Origin of the sequence: Roseibium sp. (genome assembly GCF_965232425.1) — a bacterium.
Lineage (GTDB): Bacteria > Pseudomonadota > Alphaproteobacteria > Rhizobiales > Stappiaceae > Roseibium.
On the sequence record NZ_OZ246971.1, the window covers coordinates 4,165,292 to 4,184,354 of the forward strand.

The 19,063-nt window shown below is 59.6% G+C and carries 14 protein-coding genes; 10 read left to right on the forward strand and 4 right to left on the reverse strand.

Annotated elements, in window-relative coordinates; translation table 11 throughout:
• Positions 1-40 precede the first annotated feature (40 nt).
• The 3 genes from ACO08A_RS18930 to ACO08A_RS18940 all read right to left on the reverse strand — a co-directional run bounded on the left by ACO08A_RS18930 (position 41) and on the right by ACO08A_RS18940 (position 5,554).
• Complete coding sequence (locus ACO08A_RS18930) at positions 41-3,211, reverse strand: hypothetical protein (protein ID WP_422037507.1); 3,171 nt, start codon at positions 3,209-3,211, stop codon at positions 41-43.
• Positions 3,212-3,262: 51 nt separating this feature from the next.
• Entirely contained in the window at positions 3,263-3,745 is a 483-nt protein-coding gene (locus ACO08A_RS18935) for a toxin-activating lysine-acyltransferase (RefSeq protein WP_422037508.1), read from the reverse strand.
• Positions 3,746-4,390: 645 nt separating this feature from the next.
• Positions 4,391-5,554, reverse strand: coding sequence for a M20 aminoacylase family protein (locus ACO08A_RS18940; RefSeq protein ID WP_422037509.1), 1,164 nt, complete (start codon positions 5,552-5,554; stop codon positions 4,391-4,393).
• 275 nt (positions 5,555-5,829) lie between these two features.
• Here ACO08A_RS18940 and ACO08A_RS18945 point away from each other — a divergent pair, with 275 nt between their 5' ends.
• The 3 genes from ACO08A_RS18945 to ACO08A_RS18955 are packed head-to-tail and all read left to right on the forward strand — an operon-like array spanning position 5,830 to position 9,289.
• Complete coding sequence (locus ACO08A_RS18945) at positions 5,830-6,486, forward strand: TetR family transcriptional regulator C-terminal domain-containing protein (RefSeq protein WP_422037511.1); 657 nt, start codon at positions 5,830-5,832, stop codon at positions 6,484-6,486.
• A gap of 2 nt (positions 6,487-6,488) precedes the next feature.
• Positions 6,489-7,688 carry a pyridoxal phosphate-dependent aminotransferase gene (locus ACO08A_RS18950; RefSeq protein ID WP_422037512.1) on the forward strand — a complete coding sequence of 400 codons (1,200 nt, stop codon included), beginning with the start codon at positions 6,489-6,491 and terminating at the stop codon, positions 7,686-7,688.
• Positions 7,676-9,289 carry a 5-guanidino-2-oxopentanoate decarboxylase gene (locus tag ACO08A_RS18955; protein ID WP_422037513.1) on the forward strand — a complete coding sequence of 538 codons (1,614 nt, stop codon included), beginning with the start codon at positions 7,676-7,678 and terminating at the stop codon, positions 9,287-9,289. The genes ACO08A_RS18950 and ACO08A_RS18955 overlap by 13 nt, the downstream gene beginning before the upstream one ends.
• Positions 9,290-9,389: 100 nt before the next feature.
• Here ACO08A_RS18955 and ACO08A_RS18960 read toward each other — a convergent pair whose 3' ends face one another.
• Complete coding sequence (locus ACO08A_RS18960; protein ID WP_422037514.1) at positions 9,390-10,988, reverse strand: GMC family oxidoreductase; 1,599 nt, start codon at positions 10,986-10,988, stop codon at positions 9,390-9,392.
• Positions 10,989-11,165: 177 nt separating this feature from the next.
• On the opposite strand from ACO08A_RS18960, the gene ACO08A_RS18965 reads away from it, so the two are divergent.
• From ACO08A_RS18965 to ACO08A_RS18995, 7 genes are all read left to right on the forward strand, one after another.
• Positions 11,166-12,329 carry a TRAP transporter substrate-binding protein gene (locus ACO08A_RS18965; RefSeq protein ID WP_422037515.1) on the forward strand — a complete coding sequence of 388 codons (1,164 nt, stop codon included), beginning with the start codon at positions 11,166-11,168 and terminating at the stop codon, positions 12,327-12,329.
• A gap of 92 nt (positions 12,330-12,421) precedes the next feature.
• Positions 12,422-13,090 (forward strand): TRAP transporter small permease, encoded by a 669-nt coding sequence (locus ACO08A_RS18970; protein WP_422037516.1) that lies wholly within the window; start codon positions 12,422-12,424, stop codon positions 13,088-13,090.
• Positions 13,090-14,448 carry a TRAP transporter large permease gene (locus tag ACO08A_RS18975; RefSeq protein WP_422037517.1) on the forward strand — a complete coding sequence of 453 codons (1,359 nt, stop codon included), beginning with the start codon at positions 13,090-13,092 and terminating at the stop codon, positions 14,446-14,448. Before ACO08A_RS18970 ends, ACO08A_RS18975 begins: the two co-directional genes overlap by 1 nt.
• A gap of 9 nt (positions 14,449-14,457) precedes the next feature.
• On the forward strand, positions 14,458-15,237 hold the full coding sequence (locus ACO08A_RS18980; protein ID WP_422037519.1) for an IclR family transcriptional regulator: 780 nt from the start codon (positions 14,458-14,460) through the stop codon (positions 15,235-15,237).
• Positions 15,238-15,815: 578 nt separating this feature from the next.
• On the forward strand, positions 15,816-16,463 hold the full coding sequence (locus ACO08A_RS18985; protein ID WP_422037520.1) for a glycine-rich domain-containing protein: 648 nt from the start codon (positions 15,816-15,818) through the stop codon (positions 16,461-16,463).
• Between the two features lie 403 nt (positions 16,464-16,866).
• Entirely contained in the window at positions 16,867-17,802 is a 936-nt protein-coding gene (locus tag ACO08A_RS18990) for an alpha/beta hydrolase (RefSeq protein ID WP_422037521.1), read from the forward strand.
• A gap of 179 nt (positions 17,803-17,981) precedes the next feature.
• Positions 17,982-18,986, forward strand: a complete 1,005-nt coding sequence (locus ACO08A_RS18995; protein WP_422037522.1) for an AraC family transcriptional regulator ligand-binding domain-containing protein — start codon at positions 17,982-17,984, stop codon at positions 18,984-18,986.
• Positions 18,987-19,063: the final 77 nt, after the last annotated feature.

The window sequence follows — 19,063 nt, forward strand, 5'->3', positions numbered from 1 at the left end:
GGCAGCGTGGCTTGCAGTCTTCGTCAGTCAATGTTGAGGATCAGAGGAAGCTGAACTCGTCCGGAACTTCCGGGGTCTGGAAGGCGAAGACGCTTTCGGCGAGATCGCCCGCCGTGCCGATTGCTCCGCCGACCAGCGGCAGGCTGGAGCCGGCATCGACGATGGTGTCCATCCAGCCATCGAAGGCGGCCGCGAAAGCCTGTTCGGTCGTGCTTTCCTCGCTGAACGCTCCGAAATATCCGTCGAAGTCGATCAGGCCGGCATCCGGGTCGTCAAAGCTGGTTTCGAAGTCGTCGAGCGCCTCGATGCCGGTGTCGCCGGAGCGGTCCGCCCAGGTGAAGACGAACAGTCCGTCGTCGAAGGCCGCGCCGATATCGATGTCCTGCGTGCCGTTTTCGCCGACGATGCGGAGCGTTTCCACCTTGGTGGCTTCCTCGTGCATGTTCTTGATGCGGACGCTGCCGCCGTCACCCTCGATCACCAGGTCCTTGCCGCCTTCGACGAAGAACCTCAGGCTGCTGGCATCCATGTCACCGGCATTGCGCAGTTCCAGAACATCCGAGCCGCCGCCGCCGCCGGAGATGGCGTCCAGCTTGTCGCTGGCAAATCCGACGAAGTCGCCGAGTTCGCGGGCCGCGTCGAGGCCGGCCTCGTCGACATCCATCTCACCGGTGGACCCGAAGGTGAAGAGATAGGTGTCGTCGCCCTTGCCGCCGACCGCATCCCCGCCAGCTTCGCCGCCGGTCAGGAAGTCGTTGCCGTCGCCGCCGAAATACTGTGTGCTGGAATAGTCGAGGATCGAGGCGATCGTGTCGTGAATGCCTTCGACCGCTTCCTTGGCCTCGTCGACCACCTCGCCGACCGCTTCGACAATGTCGTCCAGCGGGTTCACCGCATCGAGGAAGTCCTTGACCTCGTCGACCTTGCCGTTGAGATCGGACAACGTGTCGGAGACCGACAGGTCGAGGGGCAGCAGGGACGAGGCATCGGAGCCGTCACCCGAACCGAAGTCCGGCAGCTGCGGGAAGACGGCCGACCAGAACAGGTCGGAGAATGCGCCGGTATCGATCAGCCAGTCGCCGCCGTCCTGACCAAAGACGAAGTTGGTCTTTTCGCCGGTCATCATCATCAGGTCGTCGCCGGTGCCGCCGAAGGAGAAGTTGAAGGAACCGCCGCCGAGGAAGATGTCGTTGCCTTCCTGGCCCATCTGGAAGCCGAGGTTGCCGCCGGTGTTGAAGAGGTCGCCGCCGTCACCGCCGAACTGCAGGTTCAGCGAAGGTGCGTTTTCCAGCATCTTGTCCTTGAGGCTCTGCTTCTTCGTGTCGTCGGATTCGGTGGAGGTCGTTTCGGTCTCGGTCGTGGTGGTGTCCGTCTCCCCGGTGTCCTCTTCCTCGCCATCCTTGTTCTCGTTCACCTTTTCGGTGATCTTGTCCTTGAAATGATCTAGGAAAGCCTTGAACGGGTCGGCTTCGCCGTCGCCGCCGCGGGTGATCATGAAGTCGGTCGCATCGCCGCCGAACTGCAGCTGGACGCCGGCATCCTTGCCGCGTTCCAGGGCGATCATGACGTCGGTGTCGCCGCCGCCTTCCTGGACGTTGACGCGGCCGAGGCCGATCATCAGGTCGGTGCCGTCGCCGCCGGACTGCAGGTTGCCCTTGCCGCCGCCGAGAAGAACGTCGGTGCCGCCGCCGCCGGCCTGGATGTTGCCCTTGCCGGCTCCGATCGCAATGTCGGTTTCCGAACCGCCGAGCTGGATGTTGAGTTCACCACCGGCCAGCATGACGTTGGTGCCGTCGGTTCCCGTGGAGTTGGCGTACTCGGCCAGCTTGTCCTTGGCCGCGTCGAGATCGAAACCGGCTAGGTTGACGCCGTCCGGGATGGTCGACCAGAGCTCCGCACCGAACTGGACGTTGCCCTTTCCGGCGCCGATCAACCAGTCGTTACCGGTGCCGCCGATCTGGATGTTGGCACCGCCGCCGGCAACGAGGATGTCGGCGTCGTTGCCGCCATACTGGATGTTGGTGCTGCCGACCGCGACGGCCAGATCCTCACCATCACCACCGACCTGGACGTTCAGGCTGCCGACGGCGAACATCTTGTCCTTGCCGTCTTCGCCGAGTTGCACGTTGGTCTGACCGGCGGCCAGCAGCAGGTCATCGCCATTGCCGCCGGACTGGATGTTGAGGTTGCCGATGCCGACCATGGTGTCGTCGCCTTCGCCGCCCCACTGAAGGTTGGCGTTGGAGACGGCAACCATCGTGTCGTTGCCCGCTTCACCGCTCTGGCTGGTCGCCAGCAGGGCGCTTGCGATCATCTTGTCGTTGCCGGTGCCGCCGAACATGACGTTGACGCCACCGGCGCTGACCATGTGATCGTCGCCCGCGTCGCCGAAGACGGTGTTGACGCCGCCGACCGCGGTGATCGTGTCGTTGCCTTCATTGCCCCTGAGGACGTTGGTGCCGCCAATGCCCTTGATGTTGTCGTCGCCGGTGCCGCCATGAACATTGTTGACGCCGCCGATGGCCTCGATCGTGTCGTTGCCGCTTTCGCCGTAGATGTTATTGAGGGCGCCGCGACCCTTGATCACGTCATTGCCGCTGCCGCCGCGCATGTTGTTGACTGCGCCCCAGCCTTCAAGATAGTCGTTGCCGCTGCCGCCATACATGTCGTTATGCGCACCGTAACCGTAGAGCTTGTCGTTGTGCGCACCGCCGTCCATCTTGTTGGACGCGCCATAGCCGTAGAGCTTGTCGTCGTGGTTGCCGCCATACATCTCGTTGCGGGCACCGTGTCCGTAGATCCGGTCGTTGTGATCACCGCCGCTCATGTAGTTATAGGCGCCGGTGCCTTTCATGTAGTCGTGGCCGGAGCCGCCCCACATCTTGTTCTTCGCGCCGTAGCCGTACATGGAATCGTTGCCCGATCCACCGGACATGGAGTTGTAGGCACCGTAACCGTACATGCGGTCATGACCGGAGCCGCCATAAAGGTAGTTGGAGGCGCCCCATGCCTTGATGAGGTCGTTGCCCGAACCACCGTCCAGCTTGTTCCAGGCGCCATAACCGTAAACCGTGTCGTTGCCCGATCCGCCGAGCAAGTGGCTCTTGGCGGCATAACCGTAAAGCTTGTCGTTGCCGCTGCCGGCATTCTTGTAAACGCTGATGCCGTAGAGCTTATAGGTCTGATGAATTGATCTCGATGAACTTCCCATGGGTCGAATTCCTTGTCCAAGCTATTGTTAAAAAGAGTTATTTTCTAAAAATCAGGCTGCGATCCGGGAGGAGGGTGCAACCTTTTCGCCGTCGGCGGTCAGGCCGGCGAATTGCACGATGCGGCGTGTGTCGCCTTCCGGGGAGCGACGCACGGCCTTGAAGGCGATGCCGGGGAAAATTGTCCGGACCAGATCCCGCGACGCGGCGAAACCGTCACCGAAGGGCGCGACGAGATCCATGACCACGGGCCGGTCTCCGCAAGCCCAGTCCTCCGGGGCCAGGGGCTCGTCCTCTTCCAGAACGGCGTGCTCCGTCCGTTCGTCGAGATAGGCCCATGTCGCGAGGGCAACCGCCACACCGCTGCGGCGCCAGGTCCTAAACTGGCCCAATCGCATCGGCGGAAGGATCAGCGCACCGAACTGGTCGATGCTGCGGGACCGGTAGAGGTCGCAGTGGGCCATCAGCGCGAGACTCTCACCAAGCAGGGTGAAGTCGGGAAGACCGTATTCCTGGGTATCAACATTCTCGTTCATTGTTCGTCCCTCTTGCCTGTGCGCGGCAGGTATTAAGAAAAGGCCGCACGTATCCGTTCCGGCGGTCGTCAACGACCGGCGGTCTCTGTTCGGGAGGCGGGTTTTCCGAAGCCCGCATCCAAGTCAAACCACACGCAAAACTGCAGCGACCTTCAGCCGCTGAATTCGTCTGTCAGGCCGCAGCCGCGGCCTGGAAAATTCTTGGGGGAATGCCGGACGGTTGGTCCGGTTAGTTAACTCTGAGCCCCCGTCACGTGCCGGTCAGCTCCATGAGCCTTCGCCTCGTGACAAGGTGACCTTGGGTCATTTTTGGTTAATCTGTAGTGACGTGCGTCACTAAAGAATTATTATCTATTTCTGTAAGCGTGATTCAAATCACAAAGTAATAATATAAGATAAATATTGTGATTACGATCACTTTTAAATATTAGATTTGATTTTCTGCTTTGTGATCTCAATCACTTTTTCATTATTATTTATAATTTGCGATAAATATTCAATTTTATTTATGATTCCGGCAGGGGTGTCCAGTTTTTCATCAGGTGTCATCGGGTCCTGTCAGTCTGAATGCTCGAAAGAAACGGGATTGCAGCCGTTGCGCGGCGGGTTCGCGAGAGAAGGGGGCATTGTACCGGCGATACGGGCTTACTTCTGCGCCAGGAAGTCCTCGGCAAGTTCCGTCCAGAACGCGGCTCCAATCGGCAGGGCGTCGTCGTTGAAATCATATTGCGGGTGATGCAGCGGCGGGTCGTTTTCCGTCCTGGCCGTGCCGAGAAGGAAGTAGCAACCGGGTCTTTCTTGCAGAAAATAGGAAAAATCCTCGCTGCCCATAATCGGATGCTGCATGTCGTGGACCTTGTCCGCACCGGCAAACCGCTCCGCGAAAGCGCGGACGTAGTCGGTTTCGGCCTTCGGATTGATCAATGGCGGATAGAAGCGCTCATAGTCGATCTCGACATGCATGCCGTAGCTTGCGGCCTGGCCCTCAGCGACGGTGCGGACACGGTCTTCCAGGTTGTCGCGGATGTCCGGATCGAGCGCACGCACGGTCAGGCACATTTCGGCACGCTCGGGAATGACGTTGCTGGCATTGCCGCCATGGAATGTGCCGACGGTAATGACAGCCGGCTGCGATGCCTGCGTGTTACGGGATATGATGGTCTGAAGCGCCATGATGATGCTCGCGCCACACACGATCGGGTCCGCTGCCAGATGCGGCTCGGCGCCGTGCCCACCCTTGCCGACGATGGTGATCCTGCATTCATCGGCAGCCGCCATCATTTCCCCCTCCCTGAAAGCGAAACTTCCGAACGGCAACGAGGGTTCGTTGTGGAGCCCGAAAACGGCGTCGCAAGGAAACCGGTCGAAGAGACCGTCCTCCATCATCAGTTTCGCGCCGCCGAAGTTTTCCTCCGCCGGCTGGAAAATCAGATGAACGGTGCCATTGAATTGCCGCCTTTCGGCAAGCAGCGCCGCGGCCCCAAGCAGCATCGTCGTATGGCCGTCATGGCCGCAGGCATGCATGCAGCCGGGGTGCGTGCTGGCATGGTCCGCGCCGGTTTGTTCCTCGATCGGCAAGGCGTCGAAATCGGCCCGGATGCCGATGCTCCGTTTGCCGTCGCCATTACGCAAGGTCGCGACGATCCCTGTTTTTGCCAGACCGCGGGTCACGTCGTATCCGAGCCTGGTGAGCTCTGCCGCAACGAAATCGGATGTCTTGAATTCCGACAGGCCGATTTCGGGGATGGCATGGAGGCGGCGCCGCATCGTGACAAGGCCCGGGTCGCTGTTCAGGGTGTGAAGGGTCATGTTTGTCTACTGCGAATTGGATTTGGTCTTTCGGGTGGGGCATGTGTTTCGCTGGCATCACCAAGCGGCCGCGATCAGGACGATGTGCAGTTTTGCACTTGCCTGCTTGTTATTCAAGCGTATAATAACTCAATCAACCTCAACCGGACTTTCATTCCAGAGGACGTTTTGCTCATGTCGCACGACGGTGCGCAGGTATTCAGGGCGCCAGGCGCGCCGGCCGCTTCGAATGCACACGTTCTAATGCGCCAGTACTGCCGTGGGCGCCTGTTTCCATGAGCCGCCGTGCGTTTCACCGTGCCAGCGAGGCTGACCGGCGCAGGGATCTCATTGCCGCGACCCTGGACTGCATCGCCGAAAGCGGTCTGGAAAACGCGACCGTGCGTGAAATTGCGGCCCGCGCCGGCGTGACGCAGGGACTTATACGCCACTATTTCGTCAGCAAGGATCAGATGCTTCATGCGGCCTACCGGGATCTGATGGCCGGCCTGATCGGTGGCGTCATGGAGGCTGCCGAGGGTGTTCATCCGACAGCGCGTGGCAGGTTGCGCGCCTTCATCGTCGCCAATCTGAGCACACCTGTCGCCGATGCCAAACGGCTTTCCCTTTGGGCGGCGTTCATCAGCCGCGTCCGCGTCGATCCCGTGTTCGCGCAAATCCACCTGGAAAGCTACACGGCGTTTCGCTCGGTGCTGGAAGACCTCGTGACCGATGTGCTGAAGGAGGCGGAGCGCGATTTTGATCCGGCCGGCTGCCGCGAGCTTGCCATTGCCATCAACGGTCTGATCGACGGTCTCTGGCTCGAGGGCACCCTGGCGGGTGAACTCTTTGCCGACACGCCTCTGTCCGACATTGCGATCCGCGCCGTCGAAGCCCTGCTGGGCGGAGTGAGCCTGGATGCAAACACTTCTCCTCCAATCCGAAAGAGCTGACCATGCGATACGCGTCGATAACCGACCGTCTGGCCCACCTGGGTTCGGGCAAATGGGCTGTCCACCTGAAGGCGCGCGAGATGGCGTCCAAAGGAATTCCCGTCATCGAACTGACGATCGGTGAGCCGGATATTCCGCCCGACGAGGCTCTGCTCGACGAGGCCAGTCGGGCCATGAAGGCAGGGCGCACGCGCTATTCGAACGGGCGCGGCGAGCCGCGTGTCGTTGAAGCCCTCGTGGAAAAGTACGGACGAAGACAGGCGGGTGTCGGGGAGGGCAATATCCTGTGTTTTCCAGGCACCCAAACCGCACTTTTTGCCGTCATGCTCGGTCTCGTGGAGGGCGGCGACGCGGTGCTCGTCTGCGATCCGCTCTATGCGACCTACGAAGGCGTGATCGCTGCGACAGGGGCTGCGATGGTGCCCGTGCCTCTGCGCGCGGAGAAGGGGTTTCATCTTCAGGCCGATGATCTCGAACAGGCCGTGACGCCTGAAAGCCGGGTTCTGCTCCTGAACACGCCGCATAATCCGACCGGGGCAACGCTGACACGGGACGAACTTGCAGCTATCGGCGAGGTTTGCCTTCGGCATGATCTCTGGATTGTCTGCGACGAGGTCTATGAAGACCTGATTTTCAACGGAGACTTTGCGTCGCCGTTCGACCTGCCGGACCTGACGGACCGTACGATCGTCGTCTCTTCGATTTCGAAATCCCACGCGGCGCCGGGCTTTCGTTCGGGATGGGCGGTTGGACCGGAGGAGTTCTGCACGCGGCTTCTGGCGGTTTCAGAAACCATGCTGTTCGGCGGGCAGCCGTTCATCGCCGACATGACGGCCAAGGCCCTCACGGAGGAATTCGACACGGCCGAGCGCATGCGTGCGCTTTATGCGCAGCGGGCGGCGCTGATCATGGATCGCCTTGGCGGGCACACCGCCTTGCGGCCGATGATGCCGGAAGCGGGCATGTTCCTGCTGATCGACGTCGGTGCGAGCGGACTGGACGGAACCGGTTTCGCGGACCGGCTGCTCGAGGAAGCAGGGGTCGCCGTGATGCCCGGTGCTTCTTTCGGCGATCAGGCGGCCGGCTACATTCGCCTGTCCCTGACCGTGCCGGACGAGATTCTTGCAGAAGCAGTGGACCGGATCGCGGCGTTTGCCGACAAGCTGGAAAAAGATGAGGGCACGCATAAATGGGCGTCGTGACAAGAACGGTCGGCGAGGCGCTGATCGACATTCTGGAAGCCAATGGTGTCGACGTCGTCTTCGGCATCCCGGGCGTTCATACCGTGGAACTTTACCGGGGGCTCGCGGCTTCGAATATCCGGCACATCACGCCGCGCCACGAGCAAGGTGCCGGCTTCATGGCGGACGGCTATGCGCGCATGACCGGAAAACCGGGTGTCGCGCTGCTGATCACCGGCCCGGGCGTGACCAACGCGATCACGGCGATGGCACAGGCCTACCAAGACTCCGTGCCGATGCTGGTGATCTCCGGCGTCAATGCGCGGGCGAGCCTTGGGCACGGCGAAGGCTGGTTGCATGAATTGCCCGATCAAAGGGCGACGATGGCAAGCGTTTCGCGAATGACGCACACGCTGCACGAGCCGCGTGATCTGCCGGCGGTCATGGAGCGCGCCTTCACGGTGATGCAGGGCCGCAGGCCCGGACCTGTGCATATCGAGATCCCGACCGATGTCATGGACAGGTCCATCGACCTGGAAGCGTCTGAGGCAACGAAACTGAGCGGACCGCGCGCATCTGCCTCGGACATCGCTGCGCTCGCGGAAAAATGCCGGCGCGCGCAAGCACCCGTGATCCTGTGCGGAGGCGGGGCGGTCGCCTCGGCGCAGCAAATCGCGGCGTTTGCCCAGCGCCTCGACGCGCCCGTCGTCACCACGGTCAACGCCCGGGGGCTGCTTGCAGGCGATCCTCTTTCCGTCCCCGCGAGCCCGAGCCTTGCGGCCGTGCGCGCGCTTCTCGCGGCGTCCGACACCGTGATCGCACTCGGAACGCAGATGGGACCGACGGACTACGACATGTATTCCGATGGAGGGTTCCCGGTGCTGAAAGATCTTGTGCGGGTCGATATCGATCCCGATCAGCTCACGCGCGGTCCGTCTGCGTCGCTGCGTATTCTTTCGAGCGTCAAATCGCTGCTGGATGATCTTCTGCCGGAACTCGATGAGCACGACGCGGACAGAGACGGTGCCGCGCGGGCGCGGACGTGCCGGGAGGCGGTTCTGTCTGGCCTCACCCCGAAGATGCGGACCGAAATCGGCGTGCTTGAAACGATCCGGGACGCGCTGCCGGGCTGCGTCATCGTCGGTGATTCCACCCAGGCGATCTATTCGGGCAATCTCTATTTCGAAGCCGGGCGCCCGAAGGGCTGGTTCAACGCGGCGACCGGCTTCGGTGCGCTCGGATACGGACCGCCGTCCGCCATTGGTGCAAGTCTCGGAGAGCCGGATACGCCGGTCGTCTGCCTCGTCGGAGACGGCGGGTTCCAGTTCTCGCTTGCCGAAATCGGCTCGGCGAAAGACTGCGGGGCGAACGTCCTTTTTCTCGTCTGGAACAATGACGGGTACGGCGAGATTGGCACCTACATGATCGAGTGCGGGATCGAGCCGGAAGGCGTGACGCCATCCGCCCCCGATTTCCTGAAGATCGCCGAAGCCTATGATGTTCCCGCCGTGAGGCTGAGCGACGTTGACGAGCTTGCCCCGGCGCTGCGGCGGTTTGCGGACGGGAAAGGCCCCGGCCTGATCGAAATCCACGAGACGAACACGCGCGGCGCGACGGCGTAGTCACCTGAATTTGAAGTTCGCTTCTAAGACCGCCGAAGCCACGACGCGAACTTCAGATTCACCCACCAGGCCGTCGCCTCACACGAACAGTCCCGCCATCTCAGGCAGCATTTGCGCGGATCAGGTCCGATGCCTTTTCGCCGATCATGATGGCGGGGGCGTTGGTGTTCCCCGACACGATTTCGGGCATGATGGAGCAGTCGGCGACGCGCAGACCGTCGATGCCGTGCACTTTCAGCTGCGGATCGACCACCGCGCCGGCATCCGTCCCCATCTTGCAGGTCCCTGTCGGATGATAGATGGAAACGCTGTTCTGGCGCGCCCAGTCGAGCGTCCCGTCGTAGTCCTCCATGTCGAGGGTTGCCGTTGGGCGGAACTCCTCGGCGATCTTGGATGTGAGCGGCGCATGGCGGGCGATCTTGCGGGCGATCTTGACGCCGTCGACAATCGTCCGGCAGTCGGTTTCAGTCGACAGGTATTTGGGAATGATCTTCGGGTAGCTGCGCGGGTCCGGACCGGAAAGGCGGATCTCGCCGCGGCTTTCGGGGCGCAGCTGACACACCGACATGGTGAAGGCCGAGAACGGATGCACGCCTTCACCGGGCGAATCAGCCGACCAGGGCTGGACGTGGAACTGAATATCAGGTGTTTCCAGCTCCGGCCGGGTCTTCAGGAACCCCGTTGCAAGACTTGCCGCCATTGTCATCGGGCCGGCCCGGAAGAGCGCGTATTTCAATGCGATCCGCGCCTGGTTGAACAGGCTGCGCACTTCGTCGTTGAGTGTCGGTTCGTTGCATTTGAAGACAAGCCTCGCCTGCAAATGGTCCTGAAGGCCCTGACCGACGCCGGAGAGTTCGTGCACCGGTTCAATGCCGTTCTGGCGCAGCTGTTCCGGATCGCCGATGCCGGACAGCATCAGCACCTGGGGTGAGTTGATGGCGCCGCCGGAGAGAACGACTTCCCGCCGCACCGTGATCGTCTGTTCGGTCCCAGACCTGTCCCGGTAGGTGATCCCGGTGACCTTCCTGCCATCCAGGTTGATCCGGCTGACGAGCGCATGGGTGATGATCTGCAGGTTCTCGCGTGCGCGTGCCGGCTTCAGGAATGCCACCGCGGAACTGCAGCGGCGGCCGTTCTTCGTGGTCAGCTGAAAATAGCCGACGCCTTCCTGGGTCGCGCCGTTGTAGTCCGGGTTGAAGGGATACCCCGCCGTCTGCGCCGCTGCGACCCAGGCGTCGCAGATCGGCCGCTGGATGCGCATGTTGGAAACGGAGAGTGGGCCGCCAGTTCCGTGGAACTCGTCGGCACCGCGTTCCTGGTCCTCCGAGCGCTTGAACAGCGGCAGGACGTCGTCCCAGCTCCAGCCTTCGTTGCCCATCTGGCGCCAGCGGTCATAGTCCTCTTTCTGGCCGCGCACGTAAAGAAGGCCGTTCAGGGAAGACGATCCTCCAAGCACCTTGCCGCGGGGCCAGTCGATCGACCGGCCATTCAGTCCCGGATCGGGCTCCGTCTTGTAGCACCAGTCCACCGACGGATTGTGCATGGTCTTGAAATATCCGACCGGAATGTGGATCCACGGGTTTATGTCCCGGCCACCCGCCTCCAGCAGGACAACCTTGTTGGAGGGATTTTCGCTAAGACGATTGGCGATAACGCAACCGGACGAACCGGCCCCGATTACGACGAAATCTGCCTCCATTTTTGGTCTCCCAATTATTTCTTTGAAAAAAGCCTATGCAAAAAGGACAAAATAAACTAGCCTTTTTTGAAACAAAACGTCTCAAAAATTGCGAACTGGGAGGAAGCAATGAGTGTGGTAAATAAACTAAGCAGGATTTCTCGGCGCGATTTGTTCCGCGTTGCAGGTACTTACGGGATGAGCTCGACGCTGCTTGCAGCGGGTACCTTCGGCGGTGCAATGAGCCTTGCCAACCTCGCCTCGGCGGCAGAATCAACCTACGACAAGCGCTTTTCCAAGCCGGCCAAGCATACGCTGAAGTTCGGCGCGGCGGGCTTCAATGCCCGGAACCTGTTGATCGAACGGGCCGGCGCACTCGAATTTGCGCGGGATCTGGAAGCACGCACGGACGGTGAAATCCGTATCGAGTTCATCGGCGACAACCAGATCTGCGGTCAGCTTTCCTGCGTGGAAAAAACCCAGCAGGGCATCATCGACATCTATGCCGCGTCGACACAGAACTCGGCCGGCGGCGCGCCCTATCTCAACGTCCTGGATTATGCGTTCATGTTCCCGGGCCGGGCATCGCAGTACTATTTCCTCTACAGCCCGGAATCACAGAAGATCCTGCGTGATCCGCTTGAGAAGCGCCACGGCCTGAAGTTCCTGTTCAGCCACTGCGAGCTGCGCGGTATCCAGCTCGGCCTTGGTTGGGAAGACCGCCCGACGGTCACGAAGCTCGAGCAACTGTTCGGCACCAAGAACCGCGTGACCGGTACCCAGCTTGGCCGTATCGCCATGAAGGCGCTGAACCTGAACCCGGTTCCGGTTGCCTGGGAAGAAACGCTCGACGGCCTGAAGCAGGGCCTGATCGACGGCGCCGAGACCTGGGCGAGTGCCGTGGCCTACGCCAACATGTCACCCGTTGTCAGCCAGTCGGTCGACCTCAAGTTCTTCTGCGGCACCGAGCACACGTCGATGTCGGCGAGCGTTTTCGACAGCCTTGAAGGCAATCTGCAGGACGCTGTCATGGAATCCGCCTACTGGGCACAGGCACACGTGCAGGCGGCCAACGAAGCCGCACTCGTAAAAACGGTCGGTTTCTCCGATCCGCAGCTTCCGGGCACGATCTTCGTCGAAAACAACGTGCGTCCGGCGTTCCTGCCGGAGAGCGAGATCAAGCTTGCGGAAGAAATGTGCTCGCCCGAGTTCCAGCCGCAGCTGTGGCAGGAATGGCGCGATCGTCTGAACGGCTGGGCCGGTGGCATCGACACCTACCAGGAGATCTACGACATCGCACGCCGCATTCCGGCCGACATGAAGCCTGAGAACGTCGAACCACGGCGTTGGTGGAAAGGCTGATTACCCTTTAAGCTGACCGGGCTGGCGCGTCCAATACGCGCCAGCCCTATTCGTCTTCAGATCGGGAAAACCGGCGGAACAGGGAGGGGCAGATGGCAATCTGGTCGGATCTTGGCGCGATCCTGAGCGCTTTTGCATCGCAAGACAGTTGGGAAATCCGCAACGCATTGAAATCGGAGGCCGCCTGGGTTCTGGGTGCCTTTGTGACTTTGGTCGGCGGCCTGCTCATCGTTCTCATCTATCGGCTCGTGCCCTTTCTCGACCGGCATCTGGAGCGCACCATCATGGTGTGGAGCTATCTGGCGATTGCCTTCATCATCTTCTGGGGTGTGATCGACCGGTTCGTGTTTGCAAACCAGCAACCCTGGTCCACCACCATTCCGCCGCTGCTTTTCATGATCATGACATGGTTCGGAGCGGCCTTTAACGTGCGCCTGCGCACGCATCTCAGTTTCTCCGAATTCAGATCGGTGATGCCGCGATGGGGACAGATGGCGTGCCTCTGCCTTGATGCCGTCCTCTGGTTCATCTTCGCCGTCATCGTTCTGGTAACGACCCTCAGGCTGACGGCGCTTTCCGCCTCGAATTTCCAGATCGTGCTGGGGACCGACAACGTCATGCAGTGGTGGTTCCTGCTCACCGCGCCGCTGTCCTTCCTGCTTCTTGCGGCAAGGGTGCTTGAAAACCTCTTCGATGACATCCGCAACTGGCGCACCAACCAGCCGCTGATCAAGCAGGCCGTGATCGGGGAGGACACCTGATGACCGATGCAACATGGGTAACCCTGATTTCCATAGGCGTCACGATCCTGTTCATGATCGGCGTCCCGGTTCTGCTGGTCATCGCCTACTGGGTGATCGGCTGCTCTTTCGTTCTCGGCCTGACACTCGACAATCTCGGTGCAGAGCTTCTGAACGTTTTCAACAAGGGCTTCGCGCTCCTGGCGATGCCGCTTTTCATCCTGACCGGCGACCTTATCAACCGTTCCGGAATTGCCCGACGATTATCGGATTTCGCCTATGCCGTTCTCGGCTGGCTCAGGGGCGGGCTGGCAATGGCCTCGCTCGGTGCCTGCGGGCTGTTCGCGGCGATCTCGGGATCGAACTCCGCGACGACCGCGACCATCGGGTCGATGCTTCATCCGGAAATGGTCAAGGGCGGTTATGACGAGCGCTTCTCGGCGGCAACGGCCGCGGCCGGCGGCACGGTCGGGATCATCATTCCGCCGTCGATCATCTTCATCGTCTACGGCTTCCTGATGAACCTGCCGATTTCCGATCTTTTCGTCGCGGGCATCATTCCCGGATCGCTGATGGTCATCGGCATGCAGGTAGCCTGCTGGATCATCTGCCGCCTCAACGGCTGGGGGTTCCTGATCCCGTTCCAGCTGAACCGCATCCTGAAAACCGCCTTCGGAGCGTGGCTCGGGTTCTTTGCCATCGGGCTGGTGCTGTGGGGCATCTACACGGGCAAGTTCTCGCCGACCGAGGCGGCAGGCGTGACCGTCGGCTTCTGCATGCTCGCCGGTTTCATCAGCTACCCGCTGAACAAGATCCTCGGCAAACGCGGCGAGCGGCCGGTTAACGAAAAAAGCTACGCGGAGATGTTCGTGGTTCAGGGCTTCACGGTCAGGGAGGTTCCGTCCATCGTGATCCGCTCGGCCCAGATCACGGGGATCCTCGCACCGCTCATCGCCATATCGGTCGTGATGCAGCAGATCCTGTCACTCCTGGGAGCGCAGGCGACGATCGGCGATTTCGTGACGTCGATGGGCGGGTACCACGCCGTTCTGTTCACATCGATGATCATCGTGTTCGTGTCGGGCATGGTTCTGGAGAGCCTTCCGGTCACGATCATCCTGGCGCCCATCCTGGCTCCGATCGCGGCATCGGTCGGGGTGGATCCCATCCACTTCTCCGTGATCTTCCTTGTCGGTGCATCCATCGGTTTCATTACGCCGCCTTACGGGCTCAACCTTTATGTGGCGTCCGGCGTCACGGGAGTTCCCTATTTCCGGTTACTTCGCTATACGGTGCCTTACCTAGTCGCCCTGATCAGTGTCTGGATCGTCGTGTCCCTGACCCCTGAACTGGCGTTGATGCTGCTGCCGAACCGATGATTGCCGAAGATGTCAGACGACCACGAAACAGAAGAAGCAGGAAAAATACCGACGAACCTGCGTTTGCTGGTCATTCTGGAGGAGGTCGCGAGAGCCGGGGTTCCGGTCGCCCCCTCGACTCTTTGCGAGCTGGTCGGATTGCCGAAGCCGACCGTTCACCGGCTGCTTCATACCGCCGAAACCGAGGGGTTCCTGCAACGCAGCCTTGACGGGCGGTCCTATGGTCCGGGCAAACGGATGCGAAAGCTGTCGACGAACACGCTGTCGTCGCAGCGCATCCGGACCGAGCGCCTCCGGGTGATGCGGGATCTTGCCTCGGAGGTGGGCGAGACCTGTAACCTTGCAGCACCCGGCCGTGACGGCATGGTCTATCTGGACCGCGTCGAGACGCATTGGCCGCTGCGCATTCAGCTGCCGATCGGTACACAGGTGCCGTTTCACAGCACCGCCAGCGGGAAGATGTATCTCTCGACACTGCCGGGGTCGGTTCTCGACCGGCTCCTGTCTTCTGTGGAGCTGGAGCGGCGGACAGAGCAGACGCTGGTCGAACCCGAGGCGCTGAAACGCGAGCTGGCGGATACGAAGACGCGCGGGTTTTCGGTCGACAACGAGGAATTCATGGACGGCATGACGGCCGTTGCCGTTGCGATCCGCGATGACAGGGGGCGCCTGATGACGACATTGTCGATTCACGCGCCGAGACAGCGGCACAACATCGAAAGCCTGATCACCCAGTTGCCGAAGCTTCAGGATGCCGCATCAAGGCTCGAACAGATCGTGCTGGAGTAAAAGCTCTTTTGCCACCGCTGCCTTCTGTCCTCTTTAACAAGAAGGCAGTCTAGGGTCAGGACCCATTAATTAGGTTGAATTGGCGCAGCAAACGGCAATGAGCTGCAAGGAAAAGCGCGACAAGCGGGCTTTCTGCCCGGTTGAGCGGTTTGACGAAGCAGACCGAAGCCGTTTTTGCGTCCCGCAGGGATAGGGTGAATTTGCCCGGCAACATCGTTGCAAATCGTTGGAAACCGGACGGTTTCCTGCAGCTTTGCGCCTCGTATCCGAACAAATTCATCCCTACCAATTCATCCAAATTAATGAGTCCTGACCCTAGGGTTCTGACCCATGAATTCCGACCCGGTCGAATCGGGTCACTTGTGGACGTGCATTCAAGCCGCAGCGAAGGCCGGCATTGAGCCCAAAGCAGCGCCGGATATTTTCTGCTCCAGATCCAAAAGCACCAGACAGTTTGGTTTGACTGGAAACACATCTCCAGTCGCTGCTTCGCGTGTGGGTTTCGACGTGTGTCACATACCTGTTACATTTGCGCGCTAATCGAAAAGTGTAGAAAAGAGAAAACATAGGAGGCTCCGATGACCTCTCTGAATACTCAGCTATGGGAGCTGATCAAGACGCACAAGATGCCTGATGATGCTGCAGGTACGCCATTTATCAAACAACTGATGGTCGAAAACCGCATCTCTCTCGATACAGCAACTGTGGCGATCGCCGAATATCTAAAGTTCATGTATCTTTGCGCCACACGACCAGAGCGCAACGTCCCCTCAAAAGCAGTCGATTTGGTTTGGCATCTGCACATGCAGCACAGCCGCGACTATTGGGACATTTTCTGCAAAAAACTGGGCAAACCGGTCCACCACAACCCCGGCGCCAAAGGCCCGGAACACTTGGATGACTACAAAGCCACCATTAATGCGTACAAAGACTTGTTTGGAACACCCCCAAAAGGAATTTGGAAGCTGAACGATAAAGTTGGAGTTTTCGTCGCTCTGATCTTCTCGGCTGTGTTCGTTTGCATCGGTGTAAATTCGATCGCTCATGGCGGCAATCTCTTGTTTTGGGTGTTTTGGCTTTGCATCTCGAGCCTGATATTTGCAACCACGCTCAATTACCTGACCACCAAAGGTGAGTTCACGTTGATTTTCGAGTCCGGTGACCCTTTCTCCGACAAGGATGCAGGCGACTGTGGCTCGGGAGATGGCGGCGGCTGCGGAGATTAAAACGTCACACGCCCGAACTTTTCACAGTTGTTCTGGAACATATTGCAGCCGTGGAACGTGCGCCTTGTCCGCACTGCGGGCATTCGTGGACCAGCTCCGAATGTCGCCTCGGGGCCACCTTTTGGATCAATCAATCCTACAGATCTAATCGGCAGCGTACCGTTTCTCGAGATTGTCGTAGAAGTCCTTGTGGACTGAATCCTGGCGGACTTCGAAGCTTGCGACGAGGTCTCCTTCATCCATGCGGCCGCTTCCCGATCTTTCTCCTCAAGAGCTGCGTTGGCTAAGCCCGCTCTGGCAGATCAGATTTTGGCGCGTTCTGCGAATAGTTTGGCGGCATCGGCGGAACCAAGGTTGTTATCCAGTTCGAGACAGAGGCCAATACCAACTGAGGAATTCAATCATGACACTTTCTGCCGGCAAAAACGCTGTCACTTTCAAGTCTTTCGGCGTGGATTTGGCGGGCGATCTCTACCTTCCCGAAGGTTTTGATGCGACAAAAAAATACAAGGCTATCGTGGGGGCCAGCCCGTTCCCTCAGGTCAAAGACCAGATCCCCGCAACCTATGGGCCGGAAATGGCCGCACGCGGCTTCATCTATCTCGGGTTCGACTACCTCGGCATGGGCGACAGCCCCGCGCTGCCGGGTGAATTCAAGCAATCGCGCTACAATTTCCGGCTGATCGAAAACACGTGGGACGCGGTGTCCTATCTGGGCACGCTGCCTTTCGTTAAGACGATCTACGGCCTTGGTGTCTGTCAGGGTGGCCAGACCATCGCGTCGGCAGCGGTAACCGACCACCGCATCAAGAAAATCGCCATGGTGTCGGGAATGATGGCCTCGGACGCGTTCCAGTGGACTGACCGCGAGATGGCAAATCAGATTATCGATGCTGCAAATGCCTCGATGCAGAAACAATATGAGACCGGTGAACCAGACTACGTTGCCCCCTTCGGCCTGAACGACGAGATGTCCCGGCAGGATTTCATTGATCTGGGTATCAATCCGATGGCAGGGGAAACCTATGACTACTACGGTCGTGATGGCGCCAAGGGTCCGGTTGCGGTTCCCAACTACACCAACATGCATATCGGCGATCAGCCAATGCAGTCGCTGTTCTCAATTTGTGAAGCCTATGCAGACAAGATTACGCAGCCATCTCTGACCGTCTATGGCACAAATGCCGTCACGGCGATCTGCTCGACTGCCTTCATTGAGAAGCTGACCAACGAGCATGAAGAGCTGGCTTTTGACGAGTTCTCACACGTGGATTTCTACTACAAGCCTGAAGCCGTGAAAGCATCGACTGACGCTGTGGCCGAGTTCTTCAACCGATAAGGCTATTGGGTTAGAGGTCATTACCCTATGACCTCTGCCTACCCCGGCTCGGTACTGACCGGGCGGCTTGGTATCGGCTTCGTGGCAAGCAGGCCTGGAAGCAGTATGCGCGATCTAGGATAGCTCTGGCGTGGTTTGCGGGCGTATTTGTGCTTTGATTGATCAGACAAGGCTGAAGAATGAGTCAGAACATGACGCGAGATCGAGTGAAATGCACCGACGAGTTCTGGAATGCTGCCGAAGCGATCGGACTCAAACGTTCCGCTATCCTCAGTGAAGCCAGGCTCCCGATCGCGTTAGGTGCGAACGGGGCAGTCATGTCCATCGATCAGGCATTTGAGCTGTGGCGAGCCATCGAAGTATTGGGTGGGCGGGACGCCGCGCATGATCTCGCCGTTCAGACGAACACCGGGGCATTGCCTCCCAACTTCATCGTTCTTTTCCATGCAAAGGACTTTGGGGACGCGATATACCGAATGGCGCGATACAAGGCACTCTCGGCACCAGAGGTCTTCGAGCTGACCGATGCTGGTGGTGAGTTCAGTATTTCCTTGTCGTTCCCAACGGCCAAGACGCCTATCCCAGAAGGGCATATCGACGCGACCTTCGTGTTCTTTGTCAACATGGCCAGGATTTGTACGGGAACAAAAGTCACGCCCAAGAGGATCGAGTTTACCCGAGGTCGCAGCCAGAAACTGCAAGACTGGTATGACTGTCCGATCAAATGGAATACGCGCAAGGCCCGCCTTGTGTTCCGTCGCAGCGATCTCGATCTGCCATTCATTCAGTACAACCGGGAACTCCTCGAAATGCTGGACACGGCTCTAGAGAACCGTCTGGCAGAAAACTCGAAAGGCCAGAGTTCATACAGTCAGCAAGTACGCTGGCATCTTCACCGTCGACTGACGGGCGGGAAACCGAACCTGGCAAACATAGCTGAGGACATGGCGGTCAGCGAACGATCCTTGCAACGGCGCCTTCGCGAAGAAGGCTACAGCTTTCAAACAATCCTGTCGGAAACGCGAAGAGAGCTGGCCAAAGAGTATCTGTCACAGCCGAACCTGGAGTTTTCAGAAATTGCCTTCCTTTTGGCGTACGAGGATCAGGGGTCGTTCTTTCGCGCCTTCCAAAAGTGGGAAAACCAGACACCCACCGAATGGCGCGAAGCAAACAGGGCCAGCTGAGGCCATGGTTTGATAGAGCTGCCTTTCATGCAACATGAAGAATACGGAAATTTGGGCCCGAGCGGGCGATCGACCTA